General features: G+C 69.3%; 24 protein-coding genes and 2 pseudogenes. 17 read left to right on the plus strand and 9 right to left on the minus strand.

Annotated elements, in window-relative coordinates; all coding sequences use genetic code 11:
• Entirely contained in the window at window positions 1-756 is a 756-nt protein-coding gene (locus ABZ656_RS16240) for a CoA transferase subunit A (RefSeq protein ID WP_360268492.1), read from the plus strand.
• Window positions 756-1,406: a CoA transferase subunit B gene (locus ABZ656_RS16245; RefSeq protein ID WP_101402734.1), complete on the plus strand. Its 651-nt coding sequence runs from the start codon at window positions 756-758 to the stop codon at window positions 1,404-1,406. The genes ABZ656_RS16240 and ABZ656_RS16245 overlap by 1 nt, the downstream gene beginning before the upstream one ends.
• Window positions 1,407-1,628: 222 nt before the next feature.
• Here the strand turns inward: ABZ656_RS16245 and ABZ656_RS16250 are convergent, their stop codons facing one another.
• The 4 genes from ABZ656_RS16250 to ABZ656_RS16265 all read right to left on the minus strand — a co-directional run bounded on the left by ABZ656_RS16250 (window position 1,629) and on the right by ABZ656_RS16265 (window position 5,334).
• Window positions 1,629-2,105 carry a hypothetical protein gene (locus tag ABZ656_RS16250; protein ID WP_360268495.1) on the minus strand — a complete coding sequence of 159 codons (477 nt, stop codon included), beginning with the start codon at window positions 2,103-2,105 and terminating at the stop codon, window positions 1,629-1,631.
• 439 nt (window positions 2,106-2,544) lie between these two features.
• Window positions 2,545-3,558 (minus strand): NAD-dependent epimerase/dehydratase family protein, encoded by a 1,014-nt coding sequence (locus ABZ656_RS16255; protein WP_360268498.1) that lies wholly within the window; start codon window positions 3,556-3,558, stop codon window positions 2,545-2,547.
• A 10-nt stretch (window positions 3,559-3,568) separates the two neighbouring features.
• Window positions 3,569-4,288, minus strand: coding sequence for a DUF998 domain-containing protein (locus ABZ656_RS16260; protein WP_360268501.1), 720 nt, complete (start codon window positions 4,286-4,288; stop codon window positions 3,569-3,571).
• On the minus strand, window positions 4,285-5,334 hold the full coding sequence (locus ABZ656_RS16265) for an aldo/keto reductase (RefSeq protein WP_101402730.1): 1,050 nt from the start codon (window positions 5,332-5,334) through the stop codon (window positions 4,285-4,287). The genes ABZ656_RS16260 and ABZ656_RS16265 overlap by 4 nt, the downstream gene beginning before the upstream one ends.
• A 75-nt stretch (window positions 5,335-5,409) precedes the next feature.
• Here ABZ656_RS16265 and ABZ656_RS16270 point away from each other — a divergent pair, with 75 nt between their 5' ends.
• Both ABZ656_RS16270 and ABZ656_RS16275 read left to right on the plus strand, forming a co-directional pair.
• On the plus strand, window positions 5,410-5,946 hold the full coding sequence (locus ABZ656_RS16270) for a TetR/AcrR family transcriptional regulator (protein ID WP_360268504.1): 537 nt from the start codon (window positions 5,410-5,412) through the stop codon (window positions 5,944-5,946).
• 51 nt (window positions 5,947-5,997) lie between these two features.
• The gene (locus ABZ656_RS16275; RefSeq protein WP_360268507.1) at window positions 5,998-6,240 is read left to right on the plus strand and encodes a hypothetical protein; all 243 of its coding nucleotides are present in this window, start codon (window positions 5,998-6,000) and stop codon (window positions 6,238-6,240) included.
• 126 nt (window positions 6,241-6,366) lie between these two features.
• On the opposite strand, the gene ABZ656_RS16280 is transcribed toward ABZ656_RS16275, so the two are convergent.
• A complete protein-coding gene (locus ABZ656_RS16280; protein ID WP_101404008.1) occupies window positions 6,367-7,248 on the minus strand; it encodes a LysR family transcriptional regulator in 882 nt (293 codons plus the stop codon).
• A 598-nt stretch (window positions 7,249-7,846) separates the two neighbouring features.
• Between ABZ656_RS16280 and ABZ656_RS16285 the strand changes: the two genes are divergently transcribed.
• The 4 genes and pseudogenes from ABZ656_RS16285 to ABZ656_RS16300 form a co-directional block, all read left to right on the plus strand.
• On the plus strand, window positions 7,847-8,389 hold the full coding sequence (locus tag ABZ656_RS16285; RefSeq protein WP_360268510.1) for a hypothetical protein: 543 nt from the start codon (window positions 7,847-7,849) through the stop codon (window positions 8,387-8,389).
• The gene (locus ABZ656_RS16290; RefSeq protein ID WP_101402726.1) at window positions 8,386-8,721 is read left to right on the plus strand and encodes a carboxymuconolactone decarboxylase family protein; all 336 of its coding nucleotides are present in this window, start codon (window positions 8,386-8,388) and stop codon (window positions 8,719-8,721) included. The genes ABZ656_RS16285 and ABZ656_RS16290 overlap by 4 nt, the downstream gene beginning before the upstream one ends.
• Window positions 8,722-8,817: 96 nt before the next feature.
• Window positions 8,818-9,150: pseudogene (locus ABZ656_RS16295) on the plus strand (MFS transporter); the annotation flags it as partial.
• A gap of 106 nt (window positions 9,151-9,256) precedes the next feature.
• Window positions 9,257-9,553, plus strand: a pseudogene (locus tag ABZ656_RS16300) (zinc-binding dehydrogenase); the annotation flags it as partial.
• A gap of 27 nt (window positions 9,554-9,580) precedes the next feature.
• Here ABZ656_RS16300 and ABZ656_RS16305 read toward each other — a convergent pair.
• Entirely contained in the window at window positions 9,581-10,060 is a 480-nt protein-coding gene (locus ABZ656_RS16305) for a diadenosine tetraphosphate hydrolase (protein ID WP_360268513.1), read from the minus strand.
• A gap of 189 nt (window positions 10,061-10,249) precedes the next feature.
• Between ABZ656_RS16305 and ABZ656_RS16310 the strand changes: the two genes are divergently transcribed.
• The 3 genes from ABZ656_RS16310 to ABZ656_RS16320 all read left to right on the plus strand — a co-directional run bounded on the left by ABZ656_RS16310 (window position 10,250) and on the right by ABZ656_RS16320 (window position 10,930).
• Window positions 10,250-10,477 (plus strand): hypothetical protein, encoded by a 228-nt coding sequence (locus tag ABZ656_RS16310; RefSeq protein WP_360268516.1) that lies wholly within the window; start codon window positions 10,250-10,252, stop codon window positions 10,475-10,477.
• 76 nt (window positions 10,478-10,553) lie between these two features.
• Window positions 10,554-10,727, plus strand: coding sequence for a hypothetical protein (locus ABZ656_RS16315; protein ID WP_360268519.1), 174 nt, complete (start codon window positions 10,554-10,556; stop codon window positions 10,725-10,727).
• A complete protein-coding gene (locus ABZ656_RS16320; RefSeq protein WP_360268522.1) occupies window positions 10,724-10,930 on the plus strand; it encodes a hypothetical protein in 207 nt (68 codons plus the stop codon). Before ABZ656_RS16315 ends, ABZ656_RS16320 begins: the two co-directional genes overlap by 4 nt.
• A gap of 362 nt (window positions 10,931-11,292) precedes the next feature.
• Here the strand turns inward: ABZ656_RS16320 and ABZ656_RS16325 are convergent, their stop codons facing one another.
• On the minus strand, window positions 11,293-11,592 hold the full coding sequence (locus ABZ656_RS16325; RefSeq protein ID WP_180362238.1) for a hypothetical protein: 300 nt from the start codon (window positions 11,590-11,592) through the stop codon (window positions 11,293-11,295).
• 219 nt (window positions 11,593-11,811) lie between these two features.
• Here ABZ656_RS16325 and ABZ656_RS16330 point away from each other — a divergent pair, with 219 nt between their 5' ends.
• From ABZ656_RS16330 to ABZ656_RS16350, 5 genes are all read left to right on the plus strand, one after another.
• Window positions 11,812-13,488: a cellulose synthase catalytic subunit gene (locus ABZ656_RS16330; RefSeq protein ID WP_360268525.1), complete on the plus strand. Its 1,677-nt coding sequence runs from the start codon at window positions 11,812-11,814 to the stop codon at window positions 13,486-13,488.
• Complete coding sequence (locus ABZ656_RS16335) at window positions 13,485-14,486, plus strand: glycosyl hydrolase (RefSeq protein ID WP_101402720.1); 1,002 nt, start codon at window positions 13,485-13,487, stop codon at window positions 14,484-14,486. Before ABZ656_RS16330 ends, ABZ656_RS16335 begins: the two co-directional genes overlap by 4 nt.
• A complete protein-coding gene (locus ABZ656_RS16340; RefSeq protein WP_101402719.1) occupies window positions 14,483-16,240 on the plus strand; it encodes a glycosyltransferase family 39 protein in 1,758 nt (585 codons plus the stop codon). Before ABZ656_RS16335 ends, ABZ656_RS16340 begins: the two co-directional genes overlap by 4 nt.
• Before the next feature lie 120 nt (window positions 16,241-16,360).
• Window positions 16,361-16,600, plus strand: a complete 240-nt coding sequence (locus tag ABZ656_RS16345; RefSeq protein ID WP_129592193.1) for a hypothetical protein — start codon at window positions 16,361-16,363, stop codon at window positions 16,598-16,600.
• Between the two features lie 2 nt (window positions 16,601-16,602).
• Window positions 16,603-18,807 carry a hypothetical protein gene (locus ABZ656_RS16350; RefSeq protein WP_360268530.1) on the plus strand — a complete coding sequence of 735 codons (2,205 nt, stop codon included), beginning with the start codon at window positions 16,603-16,605 and terminating at the stop codon, window positions 18,805-18,807.
• Here ABZ656_RS16350 and ABZ656_RS16355 read toward each other — a convergent pair.
• A complete protein-coding gene (locus tag ABZ656_RS16355; RefSeq protein ID WP_360268533.1) occupies window positions 18,788-19,975 on the minus strand; it encodes a hypothetical protein in 1,188 nt (395 codons plus the stop codon). The two genes, ABZ656_RS16350 and ABZ656_RS16355, sit on opposite strands and share 20 nt — an antisense overlap.
• Before the next feature lie 390 nt (window positions 19,976-20,365).
• Entirely contained in the window at window positions 20,366-23,083 is a 2,718-nt protein-coding gene (locus ABZ656_RS16360; protein ID WP_360268536.1) for a hypothetical protein, read from the minus strand.
• Between the two features lie 905 nt (window positions 23,084-23,988).
• Between ABZ656_RS16360 and ABZ656_RS16365 the strand changes: the two genes are divergently transcribed.
• Window positions 23,989-24,494 (plus strand): cysteine/serine endopeptidase inhibitor (locus tag ABZ656_RS16365; RefSeq protein ID WP_360268539.1); only part of this gene is annotated, 506 nt, incomplete at its 3' end.

The following is a 24,494-nucleotide window of genomic DNA, read 5'->3' on the forward strand; positions in this document are numbered from 1 at the left end:
GTGGACAAAGTCATCGCCAGCGCCACCGAGGCGGTCGCCGACATCCCCCACGGCGCCTCGCTCGCCGTCGGCGGCTTCGGCCTCAGCGGCATACCCGACGTTCTGATCGGCGCCCTGCACGGCCAGGGCACCGGCGGTCTACGAGTCGTCTCCAACAACTGCGGGGTCGACGGCCGCGGCCTCGGCGTCCTGCTCGCCGACGGGCGCATCGCCCGGGTCACAGGCTCCTACGTCGGTGAGAACAAGGAGTTCGCCCGGCAGTACCTGTCCGGCGAGCTGGAGGTGGAACTCGTTCCGCAGGGCACGCTCGCCGAACGCCTGCGGGCGGGCGGCGCAGGCATCCCCGCCTTCTACACCCCGGCCGGCGTCGGCACCCAGGTCGCGCAGGGCGGCCTGCCCTGGCGCTACGCCCCCGACGGCTCGGTCGCCGTCGCCTCCCCGCCGAAGGAGACCCGCGACTTCGCAAGCCGCCCGTACGTCCTGGAGCACGGCATCACCACCGACTACGCACTCGTCCGCGCCTGGCGCGGCGATCGGCACGGCAACCTCTGCTTCCGCCGCGCAGCCGCCAACTTCAACCCCCTGGCCGCCATGGCCGGCTGCATCACCATCGCCGAGGTCGAGGAACTCGTCGAAGGGGGCGATCTGCGTCCCGACGAAGTGCACCTGCCCGGCATCTTCGTCCAGCGGGTCGTGACTCTCACCGCTGAAGAGGCCGCCGACAAGCAGATCGAGAAGAGGACGGTACGTACCTGATGGCCTGGACCCGCGACCAGATGGCCACCCGCGCCGCCGCCGAACTCACCGACGGCAGTTACGTCAACCTCGGCATCGGCCTGCCCACCCTCATCCCCGGCCACCTCCCGCCCGGCGTGCACGTCGTCCTGCACTCCGAGAACGGCATCCTCGGCACCGGTCCCTACCCCTACGAGGACGAGGTCGACCCCGACCTGATCAACGCGGGCAAGGAGACCGTCACAGTCCTGCCCGGAGCCAGCTTCTTCGACTCCGCCCTGTCCTTCAGCATGATCCGCGGCGGCCACATCGACACCGCCGTCCTGGGCGCCATGCAGGTCTCCGAACGCGGCGACCTGGCCAACTGGATGATCCCCGGCAAGATGGTCAAGGGCATGGGCGGCGCGATGGACCTCGTCCACGGCGCCCGCCGCGTCATCGTGCTCATGGACCACACCGCCAAGGACGGCAGTCCCAAGATCCTCACGGAGTGCACCCTGCCGCTCACCGGTGAGCAATGCGTCCACCGCATCATCACCGACCTCGGCGTCCTCGACGTCACCGGCGACGGCCTCGCGCTGGTCGAGACCGCTCCCGGCGTCACCGTGGAAACCATCACAGCCCACACGCACGCCCCGGTACGTCTGGACACCCTTACGGCCGCCTTCTGACCCGCAGTTTCCCAGCCGCTCCCCGTCGAACAAGTCCTCGCTGCCGCGGACATGGCCGAGAGCTGTATCTGCCCAGGTCCTGGACCAGCACCCCGGACCGCACCCGCATGGCCAGGATCTCCGGGACCGCACGTTCGCAGCCAAGGGCGAACTCGCACGGCGCCTGCTGCTGCGCGCGCTCGCCTTCGACCAGTGCGGTGACGCCGCCGTGCTGGGAGTCGGTCACCGCCGGCGCTGATCCCTGTACCGCCACGATGTCATGGCCAGGTCGGGAGATGGCTCAAGGGGCTCCTTGCCGAGGAGCAAGATGACGCGCTCCTCGCGGACAACCACCGGCTCGACGGTGAGACGGATGATCACGCTGAAAGGCTGAGCACAGAGAAGATTCAACAGGCCGCCGACACGGTCGCGCGCGTCGAGCCGATCATCGTGAAGGAGCCGGTGCGCGATCTCCTTCCGTTCGTCCTCGTCGAGAGCTTGGCTCGGAGCGTTCTTGTGACGCGCCGGGATGCTGATGTTGGCGGCTCGCTTGGTGCGGACAGCCCAGAGAACCAGGTCGCGCGTGTATTGCTGGGTAGTCGGCACGCCTTCCAGCCAGCGGCCGACATCACGTTGGCCGACAGTCTCCAGATCCAGGCCTTCGGCTCGCAGCCAGGCCAGGAAGTCGATCGCTGCCTTGACGCTGCGGCGGGCGGACACCGCCTGGCCAGCGGTAGTGCCTGTTGTCGATCCTCGGTCTTGTGCAGCTTTGGACCCTAGGCCGGGTGGGTGTGCGATGACGCCGGGCGGCCTGCCAGGCGAGTCTGTGAGGGCTGTGGTGAAGGGCTGAGGCCGAAGGCTCCAGCTCGTACGAGGTTCTGCTCGGTGGCCTGTCGGTCCAAGCAGTGGCGTCAGGACCGTCGGCTGCGCAAGCGGGTGGCCGCCGAGGCCGAAGGAGCCGGGCCAAGTGCCCCGCGTGCGGGGCTACTTGGGCGGCCGGGGTGGACGGTCGTTCCAACGCGGTCCATTGCTCGCGGCGGTGCGTGACAAGGGCCTGGAGGGCCCGGAAGGAAACGTTCGGCGAACAGTCACAGTGACCGCACCGGAACCGCAACTCCGGTCAGACACCTCCCAGTTGCGGCCACTTGTTATGAGCCGGTCATGTCCCGATGCCGTGGGCGAGGAGGCTCTCGGCGGTCTCCGCGATGGTGTCCTCGATGGGACGCGCTCGCCACCCGAGAAGCTTCTCCGCTTTGGCGCTTGTGGCGTCGAGATCCCGGCCGAGCTGGTGCTTGAGCAGTCGCAGTTCCGGGTTCACGATGCCCAGTGCGCGGGCCAGCCACACGGGCAGTTCACGGGTCGGGGCCTTCGCGGCGCGCTCACCGAGGCGGTCACGCAGAATGCGCGCGATCTCGACGACCCGCAGGCTGTGCCCGGCGATTGCAAGGAAACGCTCGCCGGCGGCTGCCGGATCGGTCATCGCGCGCAGGTGCAGATCCGCGACGTCGCGCACGTCGACGAAGCCCATCCCGAAGGGAGGGCACGCAGGAACCTGTCCCTCGAGCATTCTGCGCACAAGGCGCAGGGAGGGTGGGTCGTCGGGGCCGAGCAGTGGTCCAAGGACCCCCACGGGATGAACCGCTGCCAGTTCCAGTCCACCGCCTTCGTCCTGGACGAACTGCCAGGCGGCGCGTTCGGCGAGTGTCTTGGAGCGCTGGTAGGGCGGGATGTCGCTGTCGACGTTGGTCCAGTTCTCCTCGGTGAACGGGGTCGAGCGCGGGGGGTGCCCGATCCCGATGGCGCCGAAGGCACTTGTCAGGACGACCCGGCGCACGCGGGCGGCGCGCAGCACCCGCAGGACGCCCTCGCGTGCTGGGACCACCAACTCGTCGTCGTTCGCCGGCGTATGGCGCAGGGTCGGCGAGGCCACGTGGAGGACGAAGTCGCAGTCGGCGACGGCAGCGTCCCAGCCGTCGGGGTGTTCGAGGTCGGCGCGTACGACCTCGAGACGGTCGTCGTCGAACGGTGCGGCCGCGTGGAGCCAGGAGCGCAGCGCCGGCTCGCGCCGCAGGTCACGGACTGTGGTGCGTACGGTGTGCCCGGCGTCGAGCAGTGCCGTCACGCACCAGCTCCCGATGAATCCTGTTCCTCCGGTGACCAGTACCTGTGTCATCCGTCTCTCCTCAGCTCTCGACTCGTGCGGTAAGGGGTGCCAGCGGGTGTGTCGCGCGATGCCGCTGGGCAGCGGGCACGCTGCTTCCGAGGAGGGCGTAGCCGATCATGATCGGGTAGATCACGGCGCGCTCGAACATGCCGATGTTCCACATCCAGCCGGTGAACACGTCAGTCATGAAGAGGGGGAAAGCGATCAGTCCGGCGGTGCCGAGGGTGATGCTCGCGATCGACCGGCCCCTGGTGAGACCGATGCGGGTTCCGCCGGCTCCGATGACGATCGCCATGATGTTGCCGGCGAGCATGACGCCCTGCGCGCCGACGGTGTGGAACGCGATCAGGCCGTTGTCGACGTTGGCGTTGGAGCCCTGGAAGATGCCGACGAGTGAGACCCCGACGCCGGCGAGGACGGCGAGGATCATGATGATGATCGGGCGGGTGCCCTTGCGCGGGTCGAACACGAGGAACGCGCCGATGATCAAGAGGGTGCCGTAGATCACCCAGCCGGTGTCCATGACGGCGCCGAGCGGGGAGTTGGCGACCTGTCCGAACGCGGTCTGCGGCGGGCCGGTCAGGCCGAGGTGGCTGACCCAGTTGTACAGGGGCGAGTACGGCGGGTCCTGCCATGCGGCGGCGGTGATGAACTCGGCGACCCAGGACACGAGCGGGCCGAGAAGGATGAGGAGGGCTCCGGCGCGGGCAGCGGCGCCGGAGCGGACGATGGGGTTCATGCGAGGGCCATTCCGGGGACGCGCTTGCGGATGGCCTCCATCTCGGCTTCGTCCGAGACGCCCTGCCAGTCGTACCGGGGGGTGTAGGGGGCTTCCAGGGCACGCGCCTCGTCGTCCGTGAGCTCGATGTCGAGGGAAGCCACGGCCTCGTCGACCTGCCGGATCGAGCCGGCGCCGACCAGCGGTGCGGTGACGACCGGCTGGCGTCGCAGCCAGGCGAGCGCGACCTGTGCGCGGCTGACGCCGTGGGCGTTCGCGACCTGCCCGACCGCGTCGATGATCGCGTGGTTGGATGCCTCCTGCTCCGGCGAGTAGAGCAGGTCCGCGTAGGCGCCGTCCGTCTCGGAGCGCACCGTCGAGCGGGCGTCGTCCCACGCGCGGGTGAGGCGGCCGCGGGCCAACGGTGACCAGATGATCGTGCCCACGCCCTCGTCCAGGCACAGCGGGATCATCTCGCGCTCCTCCTCACGGGCGAGGAGGTTGTAGTGGTCCTGCATCGACACGAACCGCGCCCAGCCGTTCTGCTTCTGCAGGTGCAGCGCCTTCGCGAACTCCCACGCATGCATGGACGAGGCGCCGAGGTAGCGCACCTTGCCTGCCTTGACGAGGTCGCTGAGGGCTTCGAGGGTCTCCTCCAGCGGCGTCGCATGGTCGTTGCGGTGCACCTGATACAGGTCGATGTAGTCGGTGCCGAGGCGGCGCAGCGAATGGTCGACCTCGGTCATGATCGCCTTGCGCGACAGTCCCCGTCCGTTGGGCCCCAGCCGCATCGGATGGCGCAGCTTCGTGGCGATCACCACGGCATCACGGTCGGCGAAGTCCTTGAGCGCTCGGCCGAGGATTTCCTCACTGGAACCGTTGGAGTACATGTTCGCGGTGTCGAAGAAGTTGATCCCCACCTCCAGCGCGTGCCGGATGAGCGGGCGCGCTTCCTGTTCGCCCTTCGACCAGACGGGGTGCCCGCGGTCGGGCTCGCCGTAGGTCATCGCGCCGATCGCGATCGGGGACACGTCGAGGCCGGTCATGCCGAGCTTGATGTAATGCATGACGCTCCTTAAAGTATGTGGAGAGCTCTCCGAATAACGTAGTGGAGAGCTCTCCACTTAGCAAGGTGAGGTCCCGTGGTCCGCTCAGACGCCCGCGAGAACAGGGCACGCATCCTCGCCGCCGCACGCGAAGCGCTCGCGGCGGACGGCAGCACGTCGATGAACCAGATCGGCCAGCGCGCGGGAGTCGGCGCGGGCACCCTGTACCGCAACTTCCCCACACGCGAGTCGCTGGTCCTGGCCGTATACCAGGACGAGGTGGCACGCATCATCAACACCGTGCCCGATCTGCTGGCCCAGATGCCGCCACTGGAAGCGCTCCGCCACTGGACGACCGACCTCGTCGAGGCCATGCGCAGAAAGCACGGCCTCGGCGACGCCCTCAGCCCGGGCGCGCACCAGGCGATCAGCGAGCAGAGCTACGGGCCTGTCATCGCCGCGATCACAGAACTCCTCGACGCCGGCAAGAAGGACGAAAGCATCCGCCCAGACGCCGACCCAGGCGACTTCCTCCAACTCACCGGCGCCTTGTGGCGCGCCGCGTCCAGCCCCGAGGACCGGGCACCCCACATGCTCGCGCTCATCCTCGACGGACTCCGCACGCACCGGTGAACGACGCGCACGCGACAGGGCCTGTCAGATGGACGATTTACAGTCCCGTCATTGCTGGTGACCGGCGCGCCATTCGGCCAGGAGAACGGTGGCGTCGTCGTCAAGCCGACCTTGGGGCTGGCCGTCGAAGCAGTAGCGGATGATGCAGTCGACAGCTTCCATCGCAGCCCCTCCCAGCTGCTCTTGGTGAGCCGCCGCGGTGATGCTGCGCCGAACGAATGGGGCCCGTCGACTCCCCTCGGCAAGTCCTCGCTCCACACCGAGGTTCAGAAACAGACATCTCACAGATCGTGACGAATCTCCGAAGCATTCGACACTCCTGAATGGGGCGCCAAAGCGCGCCAAGCAATGCCAGACTTTCTTGAGCGCCTGCGTGTCGTGATGGCCTGTGTCGCGTCCTGCGTCGGTGGGGCATCAGGGTCAGGGCGTTGCGGGGCCAAGAGCGAGGAAGGCCCGCAGCGGCCGGGTGGGCTGCGGGGTGCCCCGCCAGATCAGTGCCTTGCGGTAAGCGAGGGAGGGACTGACCGGGACGGCGCTGACTCGGGGGTTCCCGACGAGAGCCCGGTCGGTACCCACCGTCAGGGAGACGCCGACACCTTCCTCCACGAGAGCGACGTGCAGGGCCCCGTCGTTGATCGCGTACCGAGTACTGAAGTCGATGCCGGCGGCATCGAACGCGGACTGCAGCCATGGCCTCAGTCCGCTGTTCTGGCCGTAACTGATCAGGGTCTTTCCGGACAGCAGCTCGATGGGGATGCTCTTGCGGCCTGCGAGCGGGGAGTCCGTCGTGACGACGGCCACGATCTCGTCTTCGAGCATGACCACACTGCGCATGCCCTGGGGCAGGGAATGCTCTGGCAGGGCCACCACGGCGGCGTCCAACTCGCCGTTCCCGACGCGCGAGATGAGCTCGGCGCTGCGCCCCTCGACGAGCTGCACGGCGACGCCCGGGTACTGGCGGTGAAAGGCGCCCAGGAGCGCGGGCAGACGGGTGTGTTCGACCCCGTCCACGGCGCCCAGGAGGAGCGTGCCGGTGACCAGAGCGGTGCGGGAGGCGAACTCGGCGATCACCCTGTCCGCGTCAGCGAGAGTCCGGCCGGCCAAGGGCAGCAGCACCCGGCCGGCCTCGGTCAGCCGGACGCTGCGTGCGTTGCGTTCGAAGAGCGCTTCGCCGAGTTCCTTCTCCAGGGAGCGGATCTGGTGACTGACGGCGGGCTGTGCGACCGACAGCCGCTCGGCGGCGCGCGTGAAGCTCTGTTCCTCAGCCACGGCGACGAAGCACCGCAGGGTTCTCAATTCCACGATCATTCACCTCATTTATTACTGGAATCAAAAATTGGTCTTTGACCTCTGCGCAACTTATCTTCAATGTAGAGGCATGGCAGAAGCGATACAGGCGTCGAAGCGCCTTGACGGGGTTGGTCCGGAAACTGTGGACACCTCTGAATGGGCCGGATTCGGCACGTAACATGAATGACGATCGCGGCCGGCGTGAGCGTCGCCACGGTCTTCACCGTGGACGCCCGCCGACGACTGGCGCGAGCACCCCGTCCGCCCTGCACAGCAGACTCGTGACCTGCAACTTCGGATACACGGTGCTCGATGCACCGTGGGCACATCGGCGGTGCATTGATGGGCAAGCACTCCGGTCCACCGGTTCTAGGGTGATGGCATCCGGAGAAAGCAAGCGGATGCCGTGTCCGAGGCAGTGGCGCCGGTGATCCCGGTGCTGGAACCCGCGGCGACGGCCGGCCCGCGCCACCTCATCGCCCTGCCCCGCCGAAGGCCACAAGGCGGTCGACGGATAACCGAGGGCGGTCGAACCGGCAATGTCCGGTGGGCCTTCCCCTGCACAAGCCGGCCCGGCTCCAGCCGTGGCCCTCGCTGAAGGAAGCAAGCAATGAGTGATTCGAAGAAGGTCCTGTCCACCTCGACGGAACACGCGCCGCTCGACGCGCCCTGGGACGCGATCGACATCGCCGACTGGCTGCTGAACCTTCCGGACAAGGAATACCAGCGCTGCGCTCCGCCCGACCACAAGGCGGCCGGCTACACCACGACCGACGACGGCCGGCCGATGTCGATCAACGTGGAGATGATCGGCACCGGGCTGGTGATCCAGCACTACGTCGCCGAAATCGCCGAGAAGCACCACTGTCACATGGTGTCCCTCTCCGACGTGTTCACCCCGCACGGCTGGACGACGGTCCAGGTGATCTGGGACCTGTCGGCCAAGGACAACGGCGACGGCACCGTCACCTACACCAACCAGGTCACCAGCCATCCCACCCAGGAATTCATGGAGTTCAACAAGAAGAACGGCGGCACCTTCGAGGAGGCCGCGGCCGCACGGCAGGCCGCCTCCGGTGATCACAACCGTCGGGAGACGCCACTGTTCGCCGCGAGCATCGCGCGCCACGCCCTGGCACGGAGCTCACGATGACCACGCAGGCCGACCCGCGTTCGACGCCTCCGTCGCCCCGCGAAATGGCCCGTGCCTTCACCCCGGCCCTCACCGAGTTGGTGGAGGACCCCCTGTACAGCGAGGTGTGGGCAGATCCCGCCCTCAGTCCCCGGGACCGCAGCATCGCCACCGTCGCCGCGGTCGTGGCGCTCTACCGCCCCGAAGAGCTGCCTGCGCAGCTGCGGCGCGCCGTCGACAACGGTGTGACACAGGCCGAGCTCGCAGCGATCATCACGCACATCGCGTTCTACGCGGGCTTTCCCGCAGCCATCAGCGCCTCGGCCATCGCGGCCCGCACGCTCCTGGACTGAGAACGCGGACCCCGCGTCCCTACGGGCCGCCGCCCGTTCCCGTCCTTCCACGTACGTCGAGGACCACATCCGTGCGTCCCGCGCAGCAGGAGTCCGATGACGACAGAGGAGGGCCGGGCGGTTGGCCCGTGGTCCTGGCGGCTGGCTCCCTGGCAGGCGTTCTGCCTCCAAGCCTCGGTGGTGGTCTTCTTCCTCGCCGGGGCAAGTGCGCCCACTCCGCTTTATGCCACCTACCAGCGGGAGTGGCACTTCTCGCCGATCACCACCACGGTGGTCTTCGGCGTGTACGCGGTGGCCATCCTGCTCGCTCTGCTCGTCGTCGGTTCACTCTCCGACCATGTCGGACGGCGACCGGTGATCTTCGGCTCCATCGTGGTCCAGGCGGCAGCGGTCGTCGTCTTCGCCGGCGCCGACGGAGTGCCCATGCTGCTCTGCGGCAGGGTTCTCCAGGGCCTCGCGACCGGCACGGTGGTGGGTGCCGTGGGCGCCGGCATGATCGACGTCAACCGCTCGGCAGGAAACCCGCAACGTCCGCGCCCTGGCTCCCGACGGACGCCTCGTGATGATCGGGGGCGGTGTCTCCCCCACGCCCCTCGGCATCGGCGAACTGATGGCGAAGCGCGGGTCCGTGGCGGCCACGACCCTTCGGTCACGCAGTCACCGCCAGAAAGCGGAGATCGTCGACGCGATCCGCGTGAACCTGTGGCCCATGGTGGCCGACGGCCGCGTCCGGCCGGTCGTGGACAGCGTCGTCCCCATGGACAGCGCAGCACGGGCCCATCAACTCCTGGCGGACGGCAAGGTGGTCGGCAAGGTGGTGCTGACCGTATGAGCCTACTGATAGCGTCCCGGCCCGCCTTCAGTGCACCGAGCGAAGATGGTCCAACTCATCCTCGATTGCCTTGCGCAGTGGGTCGTGCTGCGGACCGAGTGCGAACTGCTCGTCGGTCCATCTGTCGCGGGGATAGAGCCACACCGGCTTGCCGACCAAGTCGGTTGGCTCCCACCCGAATCGCGGCCATATGTGCGCATGCAGGAATCCATCGGTGTTGCCCAGGATCTCAAGATTGACTCGCCGGAAGGCTGCGTCCATGCGACGTGACACTCGCTCGACTGCCTCGCCGAGCTGGTCCATGTCGGACAGGAACGACATCCGTCTGGCCCTGGGCAGATCCGACAGTCTCTCCACCTTCGGGTCGTTCACCAGGAGCACCGAGTAGCCCGGCAGGAACTGCACATCGCCGATCACTGCGAACCCCACATCCAAGCGGCGCAGCACAGCCGGGTTCTCACCTCGCAGAGCACTACCGATCCGGTCCATCCGCCAGTCACCAACCATGGCCAGAACCTACCTGACCGCGACTGCCCGACCCTCGGCCAGCGTCTCAGAGCACCGCGCCCCACCGGCACTTCGTTAGTTCGGAAAAGCTGCTCCTGCTCCCTGTGCGTCTACGCCTCACGCCGCGACACGCTGCTCTCCACCGGACGGCGCCCACGGCTCGCCGACCTGTACGCCGAGGTCGAGCAGGTGCGCGGCGACAGCTTCCGCGCCGACTGGCGCATCACTGACCTCATCCGCCCTGCGAGGACGTGCGGGGCACCCGACCCCGGCGTCGTCTGTCCCGACGACGGACCCGAGTTCACCGCGCTCCGGATACAGGTCCGCGCGGCACTGCAACTGGAGCCCCGCAAACTGCCCGGCCTGGCCCGCGACCGCGGCCGCGCCCTGTGCAACGACTGCGCCGCCCGACATTAGAGGTCCCCCACCTGAGCGCTGGCCGGGCGCGTTGCCGCCCTACTGGTAGCAGTTGCCGCTGCGCAAAAGCGGCGCCGTGGCCGCAGCCGTCATCGCCACCCGGCGAGGCCTGATCTGCGCCAAGACCACCACCGTGCACGACCAGGCCGGGACACCGATCGTGGTGTCCCCGCACTCCGAGCGGCCCCCCGGCCGGACGTACTGGATCAGCGGCCCTGTCACGCAGGTCTTCGAAGGAGAACTCGCATGAAGCCCATGATCGACGCGCGCGACCGCGACCTCATCGGCCAGGAGACGGCCGCCCTGCAGGCCTGGGAGCCCGGCCCCGTGCCGGTGGGCCTGGTTTACGGAGGGGTGTCGGTCGAAGACCGGCTCTCCAAGAGCAAGAGCCCCGTCGGGCAGCTTTCTTCCACGGCCCTGGGCGACTCGCTGACGGAGCTCGGCCTCACGTGACAGGTCGTCGGCCCTTGCACATGCGGGCCGGGTCAGCGCCCGGTAGATCTTGGACGTGACATCGATGCCGTTGCGCCCCATCCACTCGGCCACATCGGTGATGAGACTGCCATTAGATATGGCATTTCAATCGTCGGCCTTGAAATGCTTGAGCCGACCATATTTCCAGGTGCTCTGGTTCACTTTCTCCAGGATGCGATATACACCGTCGGGAACAATGTTGTTCATGTTTACCGCTGCCGCTTCTCCATTATGCATCCCGCATCCACTCATGGGATCCGCGATCAATGGAAAGGAATGCTGCCTACCGTACTTGTCTCTCTTAGCTGCGCCACAGAGGGAATGACGTTCCGGGTTGCATTTTAGAGGCTGACACCCTCCAACGGGTTCTCGTCGAAGATGCCCATCCTGTACGCGTCGAGGAGAATTTCCTTGAATTCATCGTACGCATTGGACTGGGTCGCCGGACCAGTGGCACTCCGCTCCATCGCCCAGACGAAGCCGTCCACAACCTTGCGGTCGAACGAAATCATCCGGCGACCGCTTACAAGCAACGCAGGTAAGAATGCCTCCGCGACAGCGACAACGTCGCCCTCGGCCACACAACCCACATGACCCACGACCCCATCGAGGGGTGGATCCCCTCCGACGAACCCGCCCACGACCGCTCACCGCGGGGAGTGCAGGGGCAAGCCGTTCCTTGGTGCAGGAGTCGTGCCCCTACAGCCCCCTGTTACCTCGGCGCGGACATGCCTCGCCGCGTGGGTCACTAGCGTGTTCGGCGTGCTGTCGGTCGGCCGACATCGGTCGCCGTGTCCGTACATCTGGACAGCATCCTCGTACGACAACCTCACCGGCCGCCCTCTGGAGCCCCCGACGTCATGGCAGCTCACCGTGTACTTGTTTCCGCCACGTCCGCGCGGCCGCCCGGCCGGACGCGGCGTTCCGGGAACAGCAGGCCACCGCGCGCGGCCGCTCCCGTCGGACTGCTCCCGACGCCCCCCGACGACCGCGAGAAGTACTCCTACGTCGTTCGCCGCACCTGGGTGCTGACCGGCACGTCGTTCATCGGGTTCGGGTGCGTCCTCTACAGCCAGATCGACTCCGCCCGGCACAGTCCATGGATCTGGTTCTTCGCTCCGGCGCTGCTGCTGTCCGTGCTGGGCTTCCTGATATCGCTGCGGCTGGACGCCTTCACCCCGGACTTCGACCTCCAGGCCCACCGCAGGACGGTGCGCTCCTGGTCGCCGCAGAAGTACCCGTCGGTCGATGTCTTCCTGCCGGTGTGCGGCGAGCCGATCGAGGTGCTTCACAACACCTGGGCGCATGTTCAGCGACTGGCCGAGACCTACCCCGGACCGGTCACCCCCCTCGTCCTCGACGACTCCGACAGTCCGGAGGTCGCCGCCATGGCGGACGACTTCGGCTTCCATTACCTGGTGCGGCCCAACCGGGGCTGGTTCAAGAAGGCAGGAAACCTGCGGTACGGCTTCGAGCAGTCCGGCGGCGAATTCATCCTGATCCTGGACGCCGACTTCGTCCCGCGCACCGACCTCCTCCACGAGCTGCTGCCGTACATGGACGCCGACCCCCGCGTCGGAATCGTGCAGTCCCCCCAGTTCTTCCGTGTCCTGGACCAGCAGAACTGGATCGAGCGCGGCGCCGGCGCCGTCCAGGAGCTGTTCTACCGCTCGGTCCAGGTCTCCCGGCAGCGCAGCAGCGGCTCCATCTGCGTCGGCTCGTGCGCCGTCTACCGGCGCACCGCGCTCGCAGAGGTGGGCGGCACCAGTCTCATCGAACACTCCGAGGACATGCACACCGGATTCGAACTGCGGGCTCGCGGCTGGGACCTCCAGTACGTGCCGCTGGCGCTGTCCACCGGTCTGTGCCCGGACACCATCGGTGCCTACCACAACCAGCAGTACCGCTGGTGCATGGCCTCCATGAGCATGCTGGGCAGCCTCGAGAACTTCTGGAGGGTCAGGATGCGCCTCGCCAGCCGCCTCTGCTACGTCTCCGGCTTCGTCTACTACATCGAGTCGGCCCTGATGATCTTCACCGGCCCACTGATCGTGTCGGTCCTGCTGCTGTTCTTCCCCGAGCAGGTCAAGGTCACCGACATGATCCTGCTCCTGCCCGGTCTGTTCCACCTGGTCGTCGTGTACCCGCTGTGGCACCGCAACCCCTACCGACTGGAGGCGTGGGCGACGCGGGTCCTGTACAGCTGGTCGCACGTCTTCGCCATCTGGGACGTGCTGCGCCGCCGCGCCATGGGCTGGCAGCCCACCGGTTCCGGGGGTGCGAGGAGGAACAGGACCCGGCGCCTCTGGATCGGTATCTGGGCCTGGACCGTGCCCGCCACCGCACTCTGGATCGGCGCCGCGGTGTGGCGGATGGACACGATGGTCCCGGAGGACTTCGCACTGCCGCTCGCCTCCGGGCTCTTCTACGCGGCGGCCGTACTCCGCGTCCTCGTCCTGCCCCGCCCGGAAGAGCCCGAGGGCGAAGCCGACCCCGCCGCACAGATCGCGGTCCCGGCCGAGAGGGCCCTCGTATGACGGTCATCGGCCGCAGGACCGCGATGCTGGGAGCCCTCGCCGCCGCGGCGTCGGCGGCAGCGGGGTGCGCCCCGACCCCCACGGCTCCGATCGGCGCCGGCGGACAGGGCCCCTTCGCCCGGACCGCGCCCTACGTCCCGTACGACGTCACTCCGATGATCCGGCCCAAACACAACCGCAAGTACCTCGGAGCCACTCTCGACCGGGCGCCCGCAGCGCTCGACGCCGTCGACACCTGGACCGGACAGGCCGGCAAGGCGCCCAACCTGCTCTCCTACCACCTCACCTGGGGCAACGATTTCCAGACGGACGCGACCCAGGCCGTCTGGCAGCGCAGAATGCTGCCGTACATCGTCTGGGAACCCTTCAGGCCGACACTCCGTGAGATCTCCGAGGGCCGTGACGACGACTACATCCAGCGCACCGCGCTGGCGGTCCGCGACCTCAACGTGCCGGTCGCCCTCAGCTTCGCCCACGAGATGAACGGCGCCTGGTACCCGTGGGGCACCGAGAAGGCCGCCCCGGCCGAGTTCGTCGCGGCGTGGCGGCACATCCACGACATCTTCCAGGACAAGGGAGTCTCCAACGTCATCTGGGTCTGGAGCCCCAGCGTGATCGCCCCGGTGCCGTCCGTGCAACTGCGGCCGTACTACCCGGGCGACGCCTACGTCGACTGGCTGGGCCTCGTCGGCTACTACACCGGGACCGGGCCGCACACCTTCGACACCCTCTTCGCCCCCACCATCAAGGAGGTCAGAGCCTTCACCCGGAACGCCGTGCTCATCGCCCAGACCGCTGCACAGCCCGGCGTCCGCAAGCCCGCGGACATCAGGGACCTGCTGCACGGCGTGACCGCCCGTCACGATGTCGTCGGCTTCATCTGGTTCGACCAGAAGACAGCGGCCGACTGGCGGATCGACAGCAGCCGCGAGGCGCTGGCGGCCTTCCGCAGAGGCGTCGCCGATCCGAGCATCGGCTTCGACGTGAGGCGCCCATGACGACCGGTGCACGCGCCACGGGCGACATGGGCGGGCAGCCTGAACGCCTGCCCGAGTTGCGGCCGCCCGCGCCCCGGGAACCCGACGCCGACGAGGCGTTCGACTCCGAGTCGACCCTGAGACTGCGGGTGCTGCCCGCCCGGGGCCCGGAACCCGCCCCCGGATACACCTTCGAGGAGATCACCCGAGCCGACTGGGTGCTGGGGCGGATTCCCGAGAAAGGCTGGTCCGCCGAGGCCGGCCCCCGCCGGACGTTGGTCAGCCGTGCCCTGCTGGCCTGTCTGCTGCTGGTCCAGGCGTCCCTGTCGCTGCGGCTGCACAACACCGCCTTCGAGGACGAGGCGCTGTACGTCTACGCCGGGCACGCCATGATCGACCACCTCTTCCACGGCGCTCCCGACTACGGCGGCTTTGACAGCTACTTCTCCGGCTCACCCGCCCTCTACCCCGTCCTCGCCGCGTGGGTGGACTCCGCCTGGGGATTGACCGGGGTCCGGGTGATGAGCCTGCTGTTCATGCTGGCCGGCACCGCCGTGCTCTACTCCTTCACCCGCCGGCTGTTCAACGAGCGCACCGGACTCTGCGCGGCAGGGCTCTTCGCCGTCAGCCAGTCGACGCTCTTCCTGGGCAACTTCGCCACCTACGACGCGATGGCGATCCTCCTGCTCGCACTGAGCACATGGATCGTCATCCGGGTGGCCCACGGCCACTGGGCGCTGCCGCTGGCCGCCGCACCGGTGGCCGCCCTGGCGGTGGGGGTGAAGTACGCGTCCGCACTGTTCCTCCCGACCGTCGCGGCGTTGCTGGTGCTGGCCGCCCACCAGCGCCTCGGCAGGCGCCAGGCCTTACTGCGCGGTGCGGTGTTCACCCTCGGCGTGGCGATCCTGCTCGGCATCGCCCTGTCCACCACCGACTACCTGCAGGCGATCCGGAGCACCACCACCGCCCGCACGCACGGCACCGCCGCGGCCATGCCCATGATCTGGGACAGCGTCAAGTGGGGTGGCCTGCTTTTCGCCCTGGCCTGCGTCGGCACCGCGCTGTACACGCGCCGCGGCCGGCTCGGCGAGATACCGGGCCGGCGCCGGCCCGTGCCCGGGACCGGGTGGCGCCTCGCTCTGGGCGTCGTCCTCACCGGCACCACTCTGCTCGCCCCGGCGTACCAGATCCATCTGCAGACCAGCGTCTCGCTCCACAAGCACATCGGATACGGTCTGCTGTTCGCGGCGCCGATGGCGGGCGTGGGCATCACACGTCTGATGGGAGCGCACTTCAGGTTTCCCCAGACGGCGATCGCCGTCGGAGTGCTGGCCCTCACTCTCGGCATGTCACAGTCGGCCCAGAACTACGGCGTCTGGCCAGGCACCAGCTATCTGATCCCCGAACTGGCCAAGAACGTCCGGCCGGGGCAGAAGTGGCTGGGCCAGCCGCACGAGGCACCCGTGTATTACCTCAGCGGCATGGGTCTCACCGACTACACCCTGTGGACCTCCATCTACTACATCGACTACACCGGACGTGGGGGCCGCCATCTCATGGGTCCGGACGGCTACCGGGCTGCGATCGAGGACGGCTGGTTCGACGGTGTCGTGCTGGACTGGTCCGACCAGCCAGGAGACATCCAGACCATGGTGCGTGGCGAGATGCGAAACAGCGGCAGGTATCGCCTGGCCAGCGCCCTGACCTATCGCACCTCGGTAGGGTCGGGCCATTTCGAGATCTGGCTCCGCACCCGGTCCGCCCACGCACCCTGACGGAACGGAACCCGCCCCCCAGGGGTCCAGTCCGCCGTACCGTGTCCGAAGGCGTATGGGCGGGATCCCTGCCCATACGGACAGAAAGGCCTCCCCGGCGGCGCACCGACAGCGTCGGCCATGGTCGATTTCTATATCATCGGCCCGGACGTCACGCCGGGGGGAGACGGTTCCGTTGCAGATGAGGTAACCCACAGCACCACAACGGAGATTCCGCGGATGAATCGCAGTCAGGTGACCGGATCAGTCGAGATCCGGCCATCGTGTCACGCTGCCGTCGACGGCGGTCCCGGCCCTCGCAACGACGGCGCCGCCGTCACCGGGTACGGCAGCTTCGGGCCGTGGCAGACAGGCACTTGACCTTGAGAAACAGGACCGGCGGCGGTGCGGCCGGCAGAAAGCTCCCCTGGCTCTCACCGCGGGCCCGATCCGTGGAACCCGCCGAGCCGCACGGTGCCCGCACGGCCGATCTGACGGTGCGCCGGGTCGGCGGTGCCTGGTTGGTCCACCCCTCCGGCGGCCCTGACCGCCGACCCCTGCTGTTCGCCGCCGGCCTGGCGACCGACCCCGAGTACTCCCTGGTGGTGGTGGACCTCCCGGAGGACTCGGCGCTGGACACGGTGGCAGAAGCGGTGACACGCGCGGTCCCCGCCGGGCCCCGCGGTCTGCGGGTGGTGTTCGGCAGGACGCCATCTCAGGGGTCTGCCGCCGCGGGACGGCGGCTGGCCGGGCTGCTGGGACTGGACGTGGTCGTACCGGACGGCGTCCTGCTCCCGTCCGCCGGGGGCGCCCTCTTCATCGGAGCGGACCGTGGACGGGGCTGGGTGCTCTGCCCGCCGGAGGGACCGGTCCGCTACGTGTCCCGCCGCTTTCCCAAACCCGCCTGGGACGAGACCCTGCCGGACCGCCCCCGGCCGGTGGGAGAGTCCGTCGTCGCCGAACCGGTGGGCGCCGGGGTGTGGATCCACCCGGCGCGGGAGGACGCCGCCCAGCACCGGTACCGCGGCTACCTGGCCGCGCATCTGCAAGGCCGTAGCGACGCGCCCACGGTGGTGGTCGGCACCCCCGGTGCGCCGGAACTGGCGCCGGAGGACATCGCCCTGTTCTGGCGGGACCTCCCGGAGGAGACCAGACCCGCGATCCGTCTCGTGCTCTTCGGAGGGGTACGGACGCCCCAGGGCCACTCCTTCGGCGAGACCTTGGCCACCATGACCGGCGAGCCGGTGCGTGTGTACAACGGCTTTCCCACCAGCGACCCCCTCGTCGGCCGGGCGCCGGAGGGCGAGGTACTCCTCGTGGAGCAGCACGGGGCGCTGGGACGCCCACTCTTCGCCCGCGAGTTCCTCCACCTCCCGCCGGAGCCTGGAGGAGGGCAGGCCCATCCCTTCCTCGTGGCGGACCACCGCTGGCCCCTGGACCACCTGCCGATGCTCCGCCCCGGCCTTCACCGCGGTGGGCCCGACGTGGTGCTGGAAGTCCTCCCCGCAGGCCTGTGGATACGCCCCTTCCTCGAACCGCCGTACGCCGAAGAGATGCGCACGGCTCCCGCAGACCCTCACCACGAAATGGTGCTGTGCGACGACAGCGTCCCTCAGTCGCTGCCCCGGCTGTGGGAGCTGGCCGAGGATGTCGTCCGGCGCCTCTCCGGGGAGACCGGTTCCCAGGTGCGTGTGATGACCACCAGCCAGTTGTGGACTGCACAGGCCGCACGCGCCGAGACGGACGCCCTGCCGCCGTCATCCGACGAAGACCCACCGGTCGGCGCCGGGCCGCAGCCGCAAGGGCCCGGGGCGGAGCCGGACCGGCCGGCGGCCCACCCGCGCAGCAATGGAGGCTCCACGCAGGACGCCGCCGCCATCGTCGCCCTGGCCCTCCAGGGGAACCCGGGGCTGGGCAAGGGCCGTTCCCCCGAGGCCGTCCTGGCCGGACTCGTCGCGGTCCGTCTCCAGCTCACCGTCCGTGGACGCAATGCCGGGCAGGAACTCGGGCTCCTCGGCGGCAGGGTGCTGCCGTCAGCCACCCCGCACGCCGTCGAGGGTCTGGCCCTCCTGCCCATGCACCACGGCGTGGTGGCGCTGCGGACCGACCTCGACGAGGCGGAGACGAGATGGTACGAGGGACACCGTGAGGTCATCGGGCACGGCATGTGCTCGGCGTCCATCACCGGTAATGCCGGCAGAACGGGGAACACGGACATTCTCATCTGGTCGGTCACCGGTCATCGCACGGCCTTGCTGGAACCGGAGTTGCCGGACAGGGTGCTGTTCGCGCCGAAAACACGGTTCGAGGTCCTGGACGTCCGAGCCCGGCGGGGCGAGCGCACGGTCGTGATGATGCGGGAACTGCTTCCGGCGGAGTCCGCCCGTGGGGGCGACTTCGCACGGACGGTCGCACGACGGCTCGAACAGGCCCTGCGGGCCTGGCGCAAGGACGAGGACGACGGTGTGGTGCGGAGCAGGACGCCGGACCCGTTCGCACAACCGCCCGGACTGGCATACCCGTCCGTGGCGCCGGACCCGTCCGACGCCACAGACGGTCCAGCCGTGCTCAGTGAGCGGTTCCGCTGACCCACAGGGTCGTACCGTCCTGCTGGATCACCACATCACCGTCGTTCTGCAACACCAGCACCGCGCCGTCATGACCCGCGGTCCCGGAGGACCAAGCCGCCTGGTTGTCGCGGGTGTAGACGACGAGGTGGCCATCGTCCTGGAATACGGTCCTGTAGCCCCGGCCTTCGGTGTGGGAGGACCAGCGGACCGTGCCGTTCTCGTCGGTGACGACCAGGTTGCCGTCGTCCTGCATGGACAGGGTGGCCCGAGCCGACGCGATCGACGCGCCGATCTCCAGAACACGGGTGGCCTGGACGACCTGACCGCCCGCGACCGGGGATTCGGTGGTCCTCTGGTCGGGCGCCGGGGCGCTCTGAACACCCGCCGTGGCCTGAGGAACCGGCGTGCCCTGGGCCACCACCGTGCCGGGAGGAACCGGCGTGCCCTGAACACCCGCCGTGGCCTGAGGAACCGGCGTGCCCTGGGCCACCACCGCGCCCGGAGGAACCGGGGCACTCTGGACACCCGCCGTACCCGCAGGAACCGCCGTGCCCTGAACACCCGCCGTACCCGCAGGAACCGCCGTGCCCTGAACACCCGCCGTACCCGCAGGAACCGCCGTGCCCTGAACACCCGCCGTACCCGGCACACTCGCACTCCGTGCCGTCATGACCTGAGGCGGCGCGGTGTGTGTGGAAGTGACCGTGGGGGTGACAGTACGGGTGACCTGGGTCTGCGCAAGCGTGAGGACAGGCGTCGCCCCGTGTCTCCCGCCTCCGGACAGGTTGCGGTTCTCCTGGTGCGAAGGAGCGCCACCGGCAAGGGCTGCCGGGGCGTGCGACGAGGAAGGGGCCCCCGGCGCGGTGGCGAAATGAGGGGCCCGTATACCGGGCCCCTGGAAGGTCTTGTGCGGGGAGGTCTCTACGGTGGGGGCCGCCGGGGCATGTGGCGAGGACGACGAGGAAGGGGTCTCAGGTGCGATGTCTGGGCGGGCGGCCCGTGTATCGGGCCCCGAAGAGGGTTGATGGGTGGGAACGTCGAGGGTGAAGTTCGGGCCCACCGCCTGTGGCGGGGCGGACTCCTGACCGGAGGACTCGTAGTTCGTCTCGTTGTTCTTGTCGCTGTGGTCCACCACCAGCGGCAGCGCGACCAGGACCGCCCCGGCGACTGCGGCCGCGGCCAGCATCGGGCGTTGGCTGGGCCTGGAGTTGCCGGGAGGCGCGACGCCCTCCGCCCTGCCACCCTCTCCGCCGGATCCCCGTCCGGCCGGCCTCAGCCGACCGTGCCTCTCCCCTCCGTCGAGCCGCGCTCCTTCCCCCGAGCGGGGCGCAGCGGAGTTCCGCAATCCACTCGCCCCGTCAGGAGTCGTCCGTGAGGCCGGCTGCTCCGGGTCCCGAGTGCCGGGGGAGGTCGTCGAGGAGGAGTGGGCGGCGGACAGGACGACCGCCCGCCGTATCCTCAACTGTTCGGCGGCTTCCGGCGGCGCACCGCGCCTCGGCGTCCTGCGCTCAGCGGACATGTTCTTCTCCTCTGCGGTCGTGTTTTCCGTCAGGCCCGACAGAGCCGGCCGGCGTGATCAAGGATTTCCGGTCCGGTCCGGGGGATTCGCGGCCAGCTGTCCCGTGAGCCGGGCCGGCCAGGACGCGGCGTCACCGGCCGCAGGAGACCGGCCCACTGCCTCTCGCAGCCGTTCCAGGGCGCCCCTGTCCTCAGCGTCGTACCCACCGGCGCGGGCGACCGGGTCGCCGTCGGCCACCTCGCGCAGCAGTACCGCCATGGCTCCGGGCTGCCCCTGCGTCCCGAGGACCCTGAAGCGGGTACCGGGAGCGAAGACGACCTCGTCGGAGCTCCCCGCCCAAGGGGGCGAAGCGAACATGTTGCGCACCCGCCGGCCGGTCACCGACCAGATGAGGTACCGGTCGGCTGCCGCAGGAGGAGCCCCGTCCAAGGCGAAGGTGCCGACCGGACCCGCCTCGCACAACTCTCTCCCGGGCGACAGCGACCTCGCCTCCGGCGGAAGGACGCCCGCATCGCGGACGACGACTCCTCTGTACGACGGGAGCCGTCTCAGACCGGATGCCAGACAGGACAGGAAGGGGAACGCGTCGCCCGACCCGGACTCCAGTTGCCGCGCCAGCCAGGTCCAGCTCAGCGGTCCGTCATCCAGGGTGAGGTAGCAGCGCACCGCGATCAGGTCCGCGCGCACATCCTCGCTCTGGAACTGCATGCGCAGACCCGGCGTCACCGCCAACGTACGGGTGACTTCGGCCAGGTACTGCCACCACGGCTCGCCGGCCAGGGCCCGGAGAGCCTGCCGGTCGGCAGAGCTGCTCCGGTGCAGTGGAGTGACGAGGACGGAGGGAGCGGGTCGGCGCGCCGCGGCCGTGGGTACGGGCGTGTGTTCCGGAGCGGTCACCTGGGTGGGCTCGGGTGAAGGCGGTGGCACTTCGGGCGACACGGGTGGAACCGGTGCGGCACCCGCGGTCTCCGAAGGGGCCGGGACGGAACGGCCGGTGGGAACCTCCACCGGCGCGATGCGCGTGGCCTCCCAGGGAACCGGGACGGAGCGGCCCACCGGCACCGTACGCGTGACCTCCGAGGGGGCCGGGGCGGAGCGGCCGACCGGAGCCTCCGCCGAACGGCTCGCGGCGAGTGCCTCCGTGAAGCCTGGCGGCCTCGGAGCCCGTGCCGCAGACGGAGCGGGAGCGGCCGGACTGTCGGGTACCGGTGAGGGCGGGGCGGCCACTCGCCGGACCCGTACGCTCATCGGCGAGGCGTGCCAGGGCGCCGGAGCGTGAGCTTCCTCGTGTGACGCCGCCTGGGCGGAGACGTGACCGGCTGTCCCCTGCGGCGCGGAACGGGCCGGAGCGCGCCGCCGCTCCGGCTCGGGAAGCCTCGCATCGACGCCTTCGGATCCACGACCGGAGGGCACGTCCTCGCCGTACTCCAGGGCGAATCCCCGTTGTTCGGTGACGCGTCGCAGGAGGCGTCTGCCCTGCACACTGCAGCTTCCGAGTACCTGCAGCGTCGTCCGCTCACGCACGGACGGCTCCAACCCCTCCAGCAGTGCGTCGAGCACCGGCCACAGCCCGTCGTCCAGCCGCTGCCCCGGCACGCCGACGTCGAGCACCATGGTCTCGGGGTCCAGTGCCCACCCGTACTCCTCGGGCCGCCCGCCACGGGGCCCCACCCACAGGCCCGCGCGGGTGACCGAGACCTGCCACAGTGCATCCAGCAGCAGCACTCCGCTCTCCGGTCCTGCGGCCAGCCCGTCGACGGGAGGCCGCCACTGGAGAATGCGCGGCGCCACGGCGGACCGGCCATGCGCCGGGAGGCAGGCGACGGCTTCCACATAGGGCCGCCACGACGGCTCGCCGTCCGCTCCGATCAGAACCACAGCCGATTCGGCCCCGGCGCCGTCGAATCTCTCCAGCAGGGCGGGAAGGCCGCTCACGACCGCCACCTCGGTGCCGAGCAGGTCGGCGGTCTCCTGACAGGTAGCCAGGAGATCACCGCCGTCTCCGGGCACGAGACGCGCGGCGGCACGGGCCCGTAAGGGCAGTATGGCCAGCAGTTCGGCCAGCGCTCCGGCGGGAACCGAGGGCGTGCCGGGCATGCCCACCACGACGGCGAGCCGGTGCTCGTCCACGGGGATCGAGGCGCCGACGGCCAGTGCTGCATCGGACACTGGTTCCGGTGTCCGGATCAGCACGCCAGCGGGCACGGGCTCAACCACATAGCCCCTGACGGCGTCGAGGGTCAGGCGTGCCGCCGCGTCCTCCCAGCTCGGCACGGGATGGCGTAGCCCCAGGGGCTGGGGACTGAGGCCGGGAGTGAAGCGCCACCAGCCGCCGGAGCCGCCCGCTTCAGGAGGAGCGAAGAGCGACCCGCCAGGTGCGACGACGACGGGACCAGCGGGGGCGATGACGTCCATCTGCCAACTGTCCGAGATCCGCCGCGCCGGAGCGGGCCGGCCCGGCAGATCCGCTCCCCCACCCGCCCACAGCAGCCGCACGCCCACGATCCCGGACCGGCGGCATTCTTCCAGCACCGACGCCAACTGCTTCCACAGGCCCCTGGACTGTTCGGCTCCAGGGGGGACCACCACGGTTGCCTGGTCCCGTTCCCCGCCGCTCAGCATGTCGACGCTCGCCGCCAGCCGCGCCGATTCGGTGGCGTCGGACGAGAGCAGATAGACGGGCCCGGCCCCGGCCGGCCCGGCGGATGCGGCCGCGGCTCCGAATCGGGGGACGAGCGCCCGCCAGGGGCCGAGGCCGGTCGTCCATCGGCTCACAGGCCGTCGCCCGGCAAAGTGGTACGCCTACAGGCTTCCGTATCCCCGGCCGTCGCCCGGATCGTCCCCGAACCGGTAGTCCGCAGGTGATCTCCAGTGGGCAGCTTTGAACCTACGGGCCCGTCAGGGGTCTCGCTCATGCCCTTCTCACTGGTCGCCGTGGTCGTATACGGACACGCGGAAAGTCCGCGGAGCGCGCCCCGCCGACAAGCCGGACGCGGTGCAGGCCGGGCCGACGCCCGCGGGGTCACTGGACGACCCTCATCCGTGCGGATCTGTCTCTCCCTGCCAGGGACAGCCTGAAGGCCGTGCACACCCACCCCCGTCCTGTGATGCGCTTCCCACCTCCTCGTCCTGGCAGCGCACGCCTAAGTACGGGTATACGGGCGAATCAACTGCGACAGGCGTTCACCCGGCTGCCGGCACGGTCTGTCCACGACGACTGCCGACACCCAGGAAAGATGCCGCCCTGACACCGGCATCACAGCAGGAGCGTCTGACGGCCCGCAAGACAGCCGGCCGGGCACTGCCCTTTTGTACGGCAGCTCGTGCACAAGGTGACATGGCGTCCGTCGCACAGAACGAGGACGACGGAACGGCGGCGAACACGCCGACATCGCAAGGGCGTTGACGATTCACCCCGCAGATCGCCCGCCGTATCCGGCAGCGCGCGGACCCGGTGGCGGTGCCGGCAAGTGGCCGAGAGGGCGAAGAGAGTGGCTCGCCGGGCAGACAGCCCGGTCCTCCTCTGCCATGTCCGCTCCGCTTCTCCCATGATCGGCCCGGCGCGGCGTCCGTCCTGGACCATCCCAGGCTCGTCGAGCGGGCCCGGGCGGGCCGTCCGCCGGCTTCCGGGTTCCGAGCCGAGAACCGAATCCATGCCCCATGAGCGAGCAGGAGAAAGCGTGTCCATCCGGAACCGGATCATCGCGGGCGGCGTCGTCGCCCTCGTGGCCGTCGCCCTGGGGGGTGCATCCTGGGCACTGGCCGACAACGCGGTCGGTACCCAGGACATCTCCGGCGAGATGACGTACTACAACGACAGCGGGTACGGCGCGTGCGGGACCGTCGTCAACGCTGCCAACCAGGACCTCGTCGCCGTGTCCCACGAGTGGTGGACGTCCGCCGACCCGAACCAGGACCGGCTGTGCCGAGGCGTTTCCGTCCAGGTGACGTACAACGGCAAGACGATCACCGTACCCGTCAAAGACATGTGTCCTTCGTGCGCCGCCGGCCACATAGACCTCAGCCAGAGCGCGTTCCAGAAACTCGCGCCCCTGGAGAAGGGCCTCGTCAAGGGCATCACATGGAAGTTCGTCACCGATGACGGCGAGGGGGTCGCTCTTCCGTCTTCTCCTTCTCCTTCTCCTTCTCCTGTTTCGGGTGGGGCGGGTGGGTCGGGTTCGGGTTT

It is taken from the genome of Streptomyces sp. NPDC007095 (assembly GCF_040634475.1).
GTDB lineage: Bacteria > Actinomycetota > Actinomycetes > Streptomycetales > Streptomycetaceae > Streptomyces.